The organism is Pedobacter sp. R-06, assembly GCF_049913135.1.
Lineage (GTDB): Bacteria > Bacteroidota > Bacteroidia > Sphingobacteriales > Sphingobacteriaceae > Pedobacter.
Window position 1 is genome coordinate 4,522,701 of sequence record NZ_CP183977.1, and the last position, 13,090, is coordinate 4,535,790.

12 protein-coding genes are annotated in these 13,090 nt (G+C 38.2%); 2 read left to right on the forward strand and 10 right to left on the reverse strand.

Features of this window, described 5'->3' with window-relative positions; translation table 11 throughout:
* Positions 1-232: 232 nt before the first annotated feature.
* The 9 genes from ACN9MR_RS18080 to hemC form a co-directional block, all read right to left on the reverse strand.
* Complete coding sequence (locus ACN9MR_RS18080) at positions 233-1,390, reverse strand: hypothetical protein (protein ID WP_426325735.1); 1,158 nt, start codon at positions 1,388-1,390, stop codon at positions 233-235.
* A 190-nt stretch (positions 1,391-1,580) separates the two neighbouring features.
* Positions 1,581-2,141, reverse strand: a complete 561-nt coding sequence (locus ACN9MR_RS18085) for a CopD family protein (protein ID WP_426325737.1) — start codon at positions 2,139-2,141, stop codon at positions 1,581-1,583.
* Between the two features lie 25 nt (positions 2,142-2,166).
* Positions 2,167-3,192, reverse strand: coding sequence for a uroporphyrinogen decarboxylase (hemE, locus tag ACN9MR_RS18090; RefSeq protein WP_029275764.1), 1,026 nt, complete (start codon positions 3,190-3,192; stop codon positions 2,167-2,169).
* A 194-nt stretch (positions 3,193-3,386) separates the two neighbouring features.
* Positions 3,387-3,902 carry a hypothetical protein gene (locus tag ACN9MR_RS18095; protein WP_426325739.1) on the reverse strand — a complete coding sequence of 172 codons (516 nt, stop codon included), beginning with the start codon at positions 3,900-3,902 and terminating at the stop codon, positions 3,387-3,389.
* Positions 3,902-4,606, reverse strand: a complete 705-nt coding sequence (locus ACN9MR_RS18100; protein ID WP_025146905.1) for a response regulator transcription factor — start codon at positions 4,604-4,606, stop codon at positions 3,902-3,904. The genes ACN9MR_RS18095 and ACN9MR_RS18100 overlap by 1 nt, the downstream gene beginning before the upstream one ends.
* Before the next feature lie 8 nt (positions 4,607-4,614).
* Complete coding sequence (locus tag ACN9MR_RS18105) at positions 4,615-5,481, reverse strand: sensor histidine kinase (protein WP_426325742.1); 867 nt, start codon at positions 5,479-5,481, stop codon at positions 4,615-4,617.
* 109 nt (positions 5,482-5,590) lie between these two features.
* The gene (gene hemL, locus ACN9MR_RS18110; RefSeq protein WP_426325744.1) at positions 5,591-6,961 is read right to left on the reverse strand and encodes a glutamate-1-semialdehyde 2,1-aminomutase; all 1,371 of its coding nucleotides are present in this window, start codon (positions 6,959-6,961) and stop codon (positions 5,591-5,593) included.
* Positions 6,962-7,135: 174 nt separating this feature from the next.
* Positions 7,136-8,104, reverse strand: coding sequence for a porphobilinogen synthase (gene hemB, locus ACN9MR_RS18115; RefSeq protein WP_426325746.1), 969 nt, complete (start codon positions 8,102-8,104; stop codon positions 7,136-7,138).
* 206 nt (positions 8,105-8,310) lie between these two features.
* Positions 8,311-9,891 carry a hydroxymethylbilane synthase gene (hemC, locus tag ACN9MR_RS18120; protein WP_426325748.1) on the reverse strand — a complete coding sequence of 527 codons (1,581 nt, stop codon included), beginning with the start codon at positions 9,889-9,891 and terminating at the stop codon, positions 8,311-8,313.
* Between the two features lie 265 nt (positions 9,892-10,156).
* Here hemC and ACN9MR_RS18125 point away from each other — a divergent pair, with 265 nt between their 5' ends.
* The gene (locus tag ACN9MR_RS18125) at positions 10,157-10,288 is read left to right on the forward strand and encodes a hypothetical protein (protein WP_426325750.1); all 132 of its coding nucleotides are present in this window, start codon (positions 10,157-10,159) and stop codon (positions 10,286-10,288) included.
* 46 nt (positions 10,289-10,334) lie between these two features.
* On the opposite strand, the gene hemA is transcribed toward ACN9MR_RS18125, so the two are convergent.
* Positions 10,335-11,561, reverse strand: coding sequence for a glutamyl-tRNA reductase (gene hemA / locus ACN9MR_RS18130; protein WP_426325752.1), 1,227 nt, complete (start codon positions 11,559-11,561; stop codon positions 10,335-10,337).
* A gap of 686 nt (positions 11,562-12,247) precedes the next feature.
* Here hemA and ACN9MR_RS18135 point away from each other — a divergent pair.
* Positions 12,248-13,075, forward strand: a complete 828-nt coding sequence (locus tag ACN9MR_RS18135) for an alpha/beta hydrolase family protein (RefSeq protein ID WP_426325754.1) — start codon at positions 12,248-12,250, stop codon at positions 13,073-13,075.
* Positions 13,076-13,090 lie beyond the last annotated feature (15 nt).

The following is a 13,090-nucleotide window of genomic DNA, read 5'->3' on the forward strand; positions in this document are numbered from 1 at the left end:
GGAGCAACAGTCCCGTGACAAAGTCACTCCTTTGGAGCTATCCGCTTCAAAGCCTTCCCGAATCTTCGTGTTTTCGCTGCTATCGGGTTTATGGCAGGGACTTCTGAAGTTTAAAAAAGAGATAAAGCGCAGGGGGAACTTCGGAAGTCTATAAAACAACAAACCCCGTAGGTTTAGAAACCTGCGAGGTTTGAAATCTTATGAGACTAATCGCCCTAAACCTTCCTACCCGCTACCTTCCATCCTTTTTCACCTTAAACAATTTGAAATCCTGTTTATAAGTTAAAAAGAACGAATGGTTAAACTGAAGTTGTTTATCGGTATGATCAAGATCAATATGCGGTTCGAAACGTACATCAAGGTATAAATGTGGGATTAACTCTTTTTGGTAAGCATAACGCAATGAAACAATATTTCTTGCACTCTGCTTTAAGCCCGGACTGTACAGGTTATCTGAAACCGATTCATAAAGTGGCATACCTTTAATTGAAATAAAGTTATTGCCTTTCCAGTAAGAAGCCACCAAACTTCCCCATTTACTTTCTACACCTGCATTTAACCATAAACCAAAACCACCTTCGTAAGCTCTTCTTTTATCAGGTGAAAAATCTTTATATACAGCAATATAGTTATCGGTATATACCTGTTTAATGTTGGTATTAATCGCTTTGTGCAGTTTTAAACCAGTAGCACCGTTAAACATGGTGGTAATCGGAATTTCTTTAAGCACATCAATTTGTCCACCCTGATGGAAAGCCAAAAATTGGGCAGGCAAACTAAACTTCCAGCCATTACCTTCTGCAATAGTGCTTTCTGTAGATAAACCACCGATAATTTCTTCTTTAGCGGGGTCGCCTTTATAAATCATTTTTTGCCAGGCAATCCAGGCATCTAAAGTAAACTTCTTGCGCTCAACCAATAACTGTGTACCATATTCAATTGGTGTAGTCAAAGTTCTTTCGAAATCGTATAAAGGTTCGATATATTTATGCTGAATGTTACCTTCTAAACTTCCAAAAATTAAGGTGAGGTTTCTTTTATGGTATTTTACGCTAAATAAAGGTTTAGCATCCGAAATCCCGTTTCTACCGAAATCCTTTCTGATAAAAGCACCTGCGGTAATCGCCAGATTAGGATGTGCATAATAAACAATTTGAGGCTGCAACTGTGTTCCGTACAAAGTATAACCATCATGAAAATCGTTGGTATACTCGTAATTACGAACGTAGTTTAAATTATAAAAGTTGAAGTGAACCTCGTTGGTTAAGCTGCTATCAGGACGGATACGATTTTCAAAAGCCGATTGATTAAACTGTGCCGAAGCGAAATAAGCACTAAAAAGAAATGATATTAGTAGTAAGGCCTTTTTCAGACCTGTATTTGTAAACATGCGCTTGAATTTTATCGCCCAAATTTAGAATAGTTTTTGGTTTATTTAACCGCAAAGCCTGTGAAGTTTACGCAAAGGAAACAAAGTTATTTATGATTTGACCATCAAGGCACAAAGAACACAAAGCTTTTCTCAATACCGCTAATTACAAACCACATTCTCATCGCCTTAGTGAATTGTGGTACAAAAATTATTCACCGCGCTTTTTACGATAGTTCTTATATAGCTTAACTGCAATCATAATGGCCATCGCCACACCCATTATACCAATTAAACCGTAAATCCAGTTAATGGCACTTTTAAGGATGACCACGAACACAATGGCAATCATAAAAATGGTAGCCAGCTCACGCCATAATCTCAACTGAAAGCTCGTTAGCTTGTATTGGTTATTTTTAAGCTGTTTAACAATGTTTTGGCAGATGAAATGATAAATGAGCAGGCCAACAACAAAACCTAGCTTAACCCACATCCAATCGGCTTGAAGCAAACCTTGGTTTAAAGTCAGCATAGATACACCCGCCAAAACAGAAATGATCATGGCTGGGGTGGCGATAATTTTCCATAAAGTAGCCTCCATTTTAACAAACTGTTTCTGGAGGATAGTTTTTTCAGGTTCGGGCTTATTGTTTGCTTCAGTGTGGTAAATAAAAAGACTAAGGATATAAAACAATCCCGCCATCCAGCTAATTACAAATACAATGTGTACTGCAAGAAAATAGTGGTAATATGGCAGCAAGGTTTCTATCATTATTTATCTAATGGGGTATGAGAATTTAATACCTAAATTCTTTAACTACTTCAATTGCGTATTTAACGTTATCGAAAGGAATATCTGGCATTATACCATGTCCTAAGTTGAAGATAAAGCCTTCGGTGCCACGCATACGTTCGAATAATTTATGGATCTGTGCTTTAATTACTGCTTTATCAGCATATAAAATATGTGGATCTAAATTTCCCTGAACGGCAATACCTGCTGGCAGAGCATTTTTAATATTCAATAAATCAGCGTTCCAGTCAACAGAAATTACATCTGGTTTAGCTTCTGCCATAATTGGTGCAAAAACCGAACTGCCTTTACAGAAAGAAATCACCGGAATATCTTTTCTGTTTAAGTTAGCAATGATTTCCTGAATATAACGGTGAGAAAACTCCTGATAATCGTTCCAGGATAAAGCAAGTGCCCAACTGTCGAAAATCTGAACAGCATTAACGCCTGCCGCTATTTGAAGGTTTAAATAATCTGCCGTTACTTTAGCAATTTTAGCCAAAAGTTTGTGTGCCAGCTCTGGTTGATTATGTATAAAGAGTTTGGTTAATTTAAAATCTTTAGATGAACCTCCTTCAATTAAATAACTCATTACCGTAAATGGCGCACCTGCAAAACCGATCAATGGAATTCTGCTATCCAATCGTTGTTGAATCACTTTAATCGCATCGGCAACGTATTGCAATTCGTCCAAGCAATCAACATTTAAGTTTTCGATGTCTTTAGCGGTACGTACCGGATTTGCAAATTTAGGTCCAACGCCTTGAGTAAAACTCAAATCGCCGCCCATAGCCTCGCCAGTTACCAAAATATCACAGAATAAAATGGCGGCATCAATATCCAACAAATCAACCGGTAACATGGTCACATCCGCAGCAATTTCCGGGTTTTTACACATCTCTAAAAAAGAGTATTTGTTTTTAATTTCCCAATATTGTGGCATAAAACGACCTGCCTGACGCATCATCCATACTGGTGGGCGTTCGGTTTGTTTTGAAAATGCTGCGTCTAAAAATAAGTTATTCTTCATGATTTGTAGTAATACTCCATTTATCGTCATGCTGAATTTATTTCAGCATCTTTCTATCTAGTTGGATCCTGAACTGAATTCAGGATGACGGATGGATAAAAATTTTAATTGCGCAAAGGTATAAATAAAAAAAAAACGAAGTACCTTTTTATCAAAAACTGGTGCTTCGTTTGTTCAAAATGACAATATTAATATTATAACTTGCTTATTTCTTTTTCAATTTTAACGATAATGTCTTTCGAGCGTTGCGTTTCAGCAAGTTCTTTGGCCAATTTCGTATAAGCTTCTGCCCTTTCTTTATCTTTCTTCCGCAAAGCGAGATTAGCCAAATGGATCAGTACGTACGATTTCTCATTTTTACCTCCCACCGGAAAACGGCTTGCCAGCTGAAAGTGATACTCGGCTTTATCGTAGTCCTCTTCTTTCAAAGCCATATTGCCCTGCATGAATTCGTAATAACCCCTTCGGCTTTTAGCCAAGCGCTCCGGCTTAACCACCTCAGCCAATAAGGCTTTGGTTTTACCAAAATCGTTATTCTTGAAATGCTTCGATGCCATTAAAACCGAACTATGCTTAAAATGGCTCCAAACAACAAAGACAAACAACAGTACTGAAACAGCGGCCAGTTGATATTGATTGTAAAATACACAAACCAATGCAGCAAGCGCAAAAACTGCCATTAAAGCATATCTGCCCTTATTATTGTACATTAATGACTATCAGTAAATTTATAGCCTACACCACGGATCGAGTGGAAATAAACTGGATTTTTTTGATCTGGTTCGAAATACTTACGGAAAGTTAAAATGAAGTTATCAATTGTTCTTGTTGAAGGATAAACATCATAATTCCAAACAGTTTCTAAAATCTGCTCTCTTGAAACCGCGTCGTTTTTGCGCTCGATCAACAGTTTCAACAACATCGTTTCCTTTTTGGTTAACGGTGTGATGGTGCCATCATCGTGTTTTAATTCGAAAGAGTTAAAATAAATTGTTTTATCACCGATTTTGTAAGAATTCAATTCTTTTAAATCATCAGATTTTAAACTGCGTTTAACCAAAATACCAACACGAAGAATTAATTCTTCAAGGTTGAAAGGTTTAACCAAATAATCGTCAGCTCCTTTTTTCAAACCTAAAACACGGTCTTCCGAAGTGTTTTTAGCTGTTAAAAACATAATTGGAACTTCTGCATTCTCTAAACGGATTGTTTCGCAAACCTGGAAACCATCCATTTCAGGCAACATTACATCTAAAATAATTAGATTAAAGCGTTCTTCTTTAAAAATTTTAAGAGCGGTTTTGCCATCTTTAACGGCGTGAACTTTATAACCCTCAAGTTCGAGGTTTAATTTGATAGCATCTAACAAGTGATCCTCGTCTTCTACCAATAGAATTCTTAATTTTTGTGACATAATTGAGATTAACTAAATGTTACTTCAAAAATACTTCCTTGAGGCAAATTGTCTTTTACTGTAATATCTGCATCATGGTATTGTAAAACCTCCTTCACAATAAACAAGCCTAAACCTGTTCCTTTCGCTTTTCTGACATTCTCGTTACCAACGCGGTAAAACTTATCAAATATCAACATTTTTTCGGCATCTGAAATACCCGGCCCCTGATCCATCACACTTAATTGAATATGCCCATCAACTTTGTTTAAATGCACATTTATCTCATCACAAGGATTCGAATACTTCACCGCATTCTCAATTAAATTGGTTACTACTGACGATAAGGCAAATTTGTCACCCACCAACTGCAAATTTGGCTGAATTTTAGCATTTATAATCTGCTCACAGCCACAAGAATGAACCTGTAACCTATCCGTAATTTTATATACCAGCTCCGAGAAGTTAAATTCTTCCTTCGGAAAAGTATAGGAACGGTTTTCGATCTTGGTGGCCAACAACATATTTTCAACCAGATCATCCAATCGTTCAATATCTTTTAACGAATTGTTAAGCAATGATGTTTGGCGTGCTTTATCCAAATCACGTTTAACAATGGTTTGGATAGAAAGTTTTATCGCCGCAAGAGGCGATTTCAGCTCGTGGGTAATCGACATCAGAAAGTTCTGCTGCTGTTCCCTTAATTTATCTTCACGTTTTAATGATTGATGAAGGAAATAACCGCCAATACAGAGCAAAAACAAAAACACCGAACCTTCGCCCATAATCATGGTCATGCGGCTTGGCTGCAAACGCACCACCAATGTTCCCCACGAAATGAGCTGAATTAGTGCATAAAGCAATAATGCGTAAAATATGATAATGGATTTCTTCATTCCTTTCGGGTTGATTACACAGATGGTTTGATTACACAGATTTACTAAGTTCTATCCATGGTTCGTGTCTCCACGAACCATCGCAAGGTATCATATAACAGGTAAAAAATTACTTCTTAAACACCAAATCTAATGCTTCAAAAATAGCACGTTTCGCTTTCTCCAATTCGATCTTAGTATGTGCTGAAGATACGAAACCAACTTCATATCCCGATGGTCCCAAATAAATTCCTCTATTCAATAACTCACGGTGCATAATTTTGAATTTCTCCATACTGCCGGCATCAATATCATCAGCCGATTGGATTTTATCTTTATCGGTAAAAGCAAACCAGAAGATAGAACCAATGGTAAATACCTTAAATTTATAGTTACGTGCGGTTGCAAAACGCTGAATACTAGCTACAAATTCTTGCGCTTTGGCATTCAAATCTTTGTAAAAGCTTGATTTGTTCAGTTCTGTTAAAGTGGCAATGCCCGCTGCCATAGCCACCGGATTCCCAGACAAGGTACCTGCCTGATACACACCACCATCAGGAGAGATATGTGCCATAATTTCAGCACGGGCACCATACATACCCACAGGTAAACCACCACCAATGATTTTTCCATAGGTTACAATATCAGGAGTAATGCCATAATGTGCTGCAGCGCCTTCAAAACCAACCCTGAATCCGGTAATTACTTCATCAAAAATTAAAAGTGAACCATTATCCGTACAGATTTTACGCAGAAAATGAATGTATTCTTCATCCTGCATAATCAAACCATTGTTTGCCGGAATACCTTCAATAATTACAGCAGCAATCTGATCTTTAAATTGTGCAAAAGCCTGCTCAATCGCAGTTTTATCGTTTAATGGAACAACAATTGTTTCCTCGGCAAAAGATTTAGGCACACCTGCCGATGAAGTTTCGCCAAAGGTAACCAAACCAGAACCTGCTTTAACCAATAAAGAATCGCTGTGGCCATGGTAACAACCTTCGAACTTTAAAATTTTATCGCGACCGGTAAAGCCTCTTGCCAAACGTATGGCCGACATTACCGCTTCTGTACCAGAACTGGTAAAACGGATTTTTTCTACAAAACGGTTGTTTTTGATAATCAGCTCTGCCAATTCATTTTCCAAAGCCGTTGGCGCGCCAAAACTCATTCCGTTTTGCATTACCTCGGTAACTTTTTCGCGGATTTTTGGATTGTTATGTCCTAAAATTAATGGTCCCCAGCTACCACAAAAATCGATAAACTGATTACCGTCTGCATCCCATATATAACAGCCATCACCTTTTTCGATAAAAAGTGGTGTACCATAAACAGATTTAAAAGCCCTAACAGGTGAGTTTACCCCCCCAGGGAAATACGTTTTTGATTTTTCGTACAGTTCGGCAGATTTTACTCTCGAAATATCAGGTTTACTACCTGTATTTACCGGAATATCGGCTTCGTTGCCTGAAAACATTTTTTTTAATGAATCTAACATTTTTGTTAAGGTTGAAGGCTAAAAGGTAGAAGGTAAAAGGTTTTGGGCGCATAACCCATAGCCAACAAGCCATCAATCTTTTACCTCATTATATTTGTAGGTTTTAGAATGAATTCTTAAGGATCTAGATTGTGGGTATAAACCCTCAACCATTAAGCCTTCTACCTTCCGCCTCTAAAGCCAGTCGTTATTTAAAATCTCTTTAATATGGTAAGTGGTAATAATGCTTGCACCTGCGCGGGCAAAGGCATGCATGGTTTCCATTACTACTTTTTGTTCGTCTATCCAACCGCGTTCGGCAGCTGCTTTTACCATGGAGTATTCGCCAGATACGTTATAAACTGCAATTGGTAAATTGGTATCCTGTTTTAGTCTTTGGATAATATCCAAATAGGCTAAGCCTGGTTTCACCATTAAAATATCAGCGCCTTCTTGCTCATCCAAAGCGGCTTCGCGTAAAGCCTCTAGAGGGTTTCTAAAGTCCATCTGGTAAGCTTTTCTATCACCTTTACTTGGTGCACAATCTGCAGCCTCTCTAAAAGGGCCATAATAGGCAGAAGCAAATTTTGTGGCATGGCTCATAATAGCCGCATTAACAAAACCGTTTTCATCTAAAAGATTACGTATGGCTTCAATCCGGCCATCCATCATGTCAGACGGGGCAAACATATCAGCACCGGCTTCGGCATGTGTTAAAGCCATTTTAGCAATTACCGCTACTGTTTTATCGTTTTGAACATAATCGTTCTCTAATATACCACAATGGCCATGGGTAGTATAAGAACAAACGCAAACATCGGTAATTACATATAAATCATCTCCGAATTGTTTTTTTAATTCCCGAACTGCAGTTGGAACCAATGAATGATCATGATAAGCCGATTTCGCGTCTTCTGATTTTTCATCACCAACACCAAACAGCATAATTTTGTTGAGCCCTTTTTTCATTCCGGCTTCAACATCTTTAACCAGCGTATCAACCGAATAATGGTTTACCCCTGGCATGGCATCAATTGCATGGGTAACGTTATTGCCTGGTACCACAAAATAAGGGTACACAAACATATCTTTCGATAACCGTGTTTCGGCTACCATCTCTCTCACCAATGGGTTTTTCCTTAATCTACGCGGACGGTTTAACATTTTATTTGTATCAAGTATTTAGTATCAGGTATCAAGACCTGAATATCTTCTATTTTTCCTTACGGGGTGATTACACAGATTAGATGATTACACCGACTTTTGGATTTCGCAGTGGATATTTTCTTGCAGGGGTAATCGGCTTTGCGCTTTAGTCTTTACCCTCTCAAGACCTTCGGTCTTCAAACCCTCTACCTTCCGCCTCAAACCTACCTCATCTCTATCCCAAAAACAGCTTCAGCCAATCCAATTTCATCAGGCGAATAAGGCAGAGCATATTTCACGCCCATTTCATCAAATTTCTTACCAGTAGAGTTTCCAATGGCAATTACCTGTTGGCCTGGCTCCAATAAATTATCAGCGAAATATGCATCAACATTTGATGGACTGGTAAAAATCAGTACATCGGCATAACTCTGGTCTATATCATCTTCGATTACCGTTTCGTAAATCGGCAGATCGATAATTTTAGCATCAGCTGGTAACGATTTTTGAATCGATTGTAAAGAATCCTGTGCTCTTGGGAACAGTATTTGCTGACCGCCAACCAATTGCGCAAAATCTTCGGCAACCTCGGTAATATCGCCACTCTCGCCAACAAAATCGGCAATATGGCCAAATTTACGCAAGGCATCTTCTGATCCTCTTCCTACCACACCAAACCTTGTTTTCTTTGGCAATACCGGTTTTAAATTGAAAAAATATTCAACACTGTTGCGGCTGCTGAAGAAAACCCAATCTACGTGCCTTAAAATAAACTGATCTAAAACCGTTACTATTGGGAAGGTACGGATCAACGAACGTCCTTCTATTTCAATATTGTTATTTTCTAATGCCCTACGGAAATAACTGTGCTCGCCAATTTCGCGTGAAATGAAAACCTTTGCCGGTTTCTTTCTTTCTACACTAAACTTGGCAACAATTTTTTCTGCTAAACCTTCAGTACTTTCTGCGCGTAAAAATAAACGCTCAGGGAAATCATCGGCTGTTTCGGCTTTTGAAGTCCATATTTCGAATTTTCCGTTTTCCTTTTTGCAATAACAGCCTAAAGGCATGTGGCAACCACCTTCGAAAAGGTTTAAAACCTTACGCTCTACAGTTACAGTCTCTGCCGTTTCTGGATCGTGCAATTTTTGCAATGCATCGAAAAGCTCGGTATCATTTTCCCTGATCTGAATAGCCAAAGCGCCCTGTGCGGGTGCCGGGATAAACTCAGTAGTTTCTAATTCTTCCACATGTAAATCGCTCACATCAAGATTTAAGCGCTTAACACCAGCTTTTGCAATCAGAATGGCATCGTAATCTTCATCACGAAGTTTTTGGATACGGGTGGGCACATTTCCACGTAAATCTTCAACCTCCAAATCTGGACGTAAGCCCAATAACTGGGCTTTGCGGCGATTGGATGAAGTGCCAACCATTGCACCTTTTTTTAACGAAAGCTTTTGCGAAACATCTACACAATCTTTTAGAATCAAAAGATATTCACTTGCTTCTTCACGTGGCGGTAAAGCGGCAATAATCAAACCTTCAGGGTGTGTAGTAGGTAAATCTTTAAGGCAATGTACAGCCAGATCAATTGTTCCGCCCAAAAGCTCCTCTTCCAGTTCTTTGGTAAAGAAGCCTTTGCCTTCCAGTTTATCCAATCTTAAATTCAGGATTTTATCGCCCTGAGTTTTAATGATTTTTATTTCTGCTTCTATTCCAATTGCAGCCAATTCATCTTTTATATGATTTGCTTGCCATAAAGCCAGGTCGCTACCGCGTGTTCCGATGGTTAATTTCTTCACTATAAAGGTTAAATGAATTGCAAATTTAATTTAATTAGTGGTTTATACCATGAATTGTTTAAAAATGAGACAGTGAGGTTACAGAAGGGATAATTTAAAGGATTTCTGTGACATTTACGACATGAAAGTATAACGTGGTGTAAGATGTTACCATCTTACGCCTGATCCTTTTAGATATACTATAAGTCAGATGATAATACCTGACTGCACTATGATATGTCAGATGATTGAACCATATAAAAGGTAAGTCCATTAAGTTGGTTGCATGAAAGATATTAAAACAAGTTCAGCAGGACGACAAGGGAATTGGCATCGGGATTTATCTAGAAAGACAAAGATTCTTCACGGCGTTCAGTATGACAAGATGAAGGAAGACAGAAAAAGAAAGAAAAATTAAACCTTAGTGCGCTTTGCGATTTTGCTTAGCGACCTTTGCTGTTAAATTAGGATTGATTAACCAAAATTTCTTTGGCCATCACCATCGGAACGCTGATGTATTTTTTCTCCATGTAGTTCATTACACGTTCTAAAACTTCGCGCGAGGCTTCATCCATCTGACTAATTTCATCGGCAAACACGCCATTTATGGCTGTATTTTTGATTTCTTTAATCTTTCTTGGCACTTCCTGCATCGCTAATTCGATACGGCGTTGTTTTAAAACAGAGAAAAATTCGGTAATGTTATTGCTGATAATTTCTTCGGCATGCACCAGTTCGTTATAACGTTCCTGGATATTTTTGCGTGCTACCTCTTTTAGCGATTCTACTTCGATATAATGTACAGGATTGTTATGGATCACTGCAGGTGTAACATCATTCGGAATGGCTAAATCTACAATTACCTTTTTGCCCTGATCGCCGTTTAACAATTTAGCGTATAAGGCTTCGTTAATAATCGCCTCTGTAGAGCCAGTACAGGTAATGATCACATCAAACCCTTCATTAAAATCTTCAAGTGCAGCTAAAGGATAAGCCTTACCACCTAGTTCTTCTGCCAAAGATTCGGCTTTAGAAAACGTACGGTTGAAAATCGAGAAGTTGGAGTATTTATGTTTGTTGAGGTATTTTGCAATGTTTTGATTGGTTTCGCCGGCGCCAATAATTAAGATACGTGAGTTGCCGCACATATTTAACTCTTTTAGCTTGCGGTAGGCCAATGAAACAACAGAAACCGGATTTTTCGAAATATTGGTGTGGGTATAAACTTCTTTTGCAGTTTTAACCACGCGATCCATAATCATGCGCATGTAATCGCCAGTAAAACCTGCATCGCGGCAGTTTTCGTAAGCTTTACGGATCTGGGCAAGAATTTCTTTTTCGCCAACCACCAAACTCTCTAAAGAGCACGATGTTCTGAGTAAATGGTTAAAAGCTTCTTCGTTTTCGTACACCGTAACGTTATCCAGAAAACGCTCCATAAATTCAGGAGGCAGCCCCATGTCTAAAACGGTAAGAAATCTGGTTACAAATTCCTTGTCGGTTTTCTCTTTGGTAAGGAAAACAAACTCTACCCGGTTACAGGTTCCGATATAGAAAATTTCGCTAACGGGAAGTTCTGCTTGAACATTCTTCAACCTGCTATCTAAACTCTGATCACAAATAACTAATTTCCCTAAAGATTTCAGGTCGATGTGGTGATGCGTAAAAGCTATTACTTTTAAATATTCCAAGTGCTTCCGTTATTAACTATTATCGGGATACAAAAGTAACAGGGTGAACGCATGTGACTGTCATTAACCTGTAATTTACATCAATTTAGAACGGTTTTAAATAAAGAACTTAAAGATTAATCAAACGATATTGATTTTTATGAACAAACCAATCCGTAAAATTTCCTCTGGATTTATGCCCTCTTCTACGTCCTAGCCGGATGTAACCACTTTTTATCCACTGCAGTATATTACGTATTTATGCAAAAATGGTTGCCTGCACCTGGCTTTTTAATTTATTTCTTAGGCATATTAGAAATCGTTTTTGGATTTTACTGACAATTGCATTGACCAGAAAGCTAGCGGTCTTATTAATTACTGATGTTAATTGCATGAATAAGGTTGTTTTGAAGTTGTTATTTATTGGTTGGGCCACGCATTATTACCGTAAAGAATAATTTACTATTCAATAAGTATATATCCTTTTTTGAAGCGCAGTTCCTGTGCAAATGGGAAAGGTTCTGTCCTGCTGTACATTCCAATCCTTTTGGATAAACTTCGTAGAACAACAATTTAACCTATCCAAAAGGGATTTCCATTTCCATCAGGGCTATTGTACTCATGGTTGTGGTCAATATCCTTCTATTTCTAAATACACAACAAAATTAGATTTCGTAGGTTTATATTCTGTATCAATTTCTTAAATTATGATTACACAAAGCAATTTTAGCCTTATCGGTTCAGACGGAAAATTAATTCTCGGCGATATTACTTTCGATGAGAAAAACCCTAACACACCCATTATACTTTTTGTTCATGGCTTTAAAGGTTTTAAAGATTGGGGTGCACACAATTTAGTAGCCAGATATTTTGCCAGCAATGGCTACCGTTACATCAAGTTCAATTTATCGCACAGTGGTGTTCCGGTTGATGATCCGAAAGATGTGACTGATATGGAAGCCTTTGCCAGCAACACCGTATCAAAAGAACTTTTTGATTTAAATGCGGTACTCGATTTTATCGAAAAAGCATATAGTAAAGACACAAAGGTAAACCTGATAGGCCATAGTCGTGGTGGTGGCTTATCGATTATTGAAGCTGCGAACGATTTAAGGATTAACAAACTGATTACCTGGAGTGCCATTGGCGATTTTGCCAGCCTGTGGAAAAAAGAACAGGAAGCTGAGTGGAAGAAAAACGGCAAAATATTCGTCACCAATGCCCGCACCAAGGAGCAGATGCCTTTAAACGTAACCTTATTGGAAGATCTGGAAGAGAATGCAGCAGCATTGGATATTTTAGATGCAGCAAAACGGGTAAACATCCCTTGGTTAATTGTTCATGGCGATGATGATGTAAATGTTCCTTTTGAAACTGCACAAACTTTGGCAGAGGTCAACCCAAATAGCAGATTGGTTAAAATTGAAGGAGCCAATCATGTTTACGGTGCAACACAGCCCTATTCCAACGAAACCTTACCACCGCTGTTGTTTAAGGTTTGCGAAAAGGTAATCACTTTTATAAGTGAAGTATAAATTAATTATCTTGGG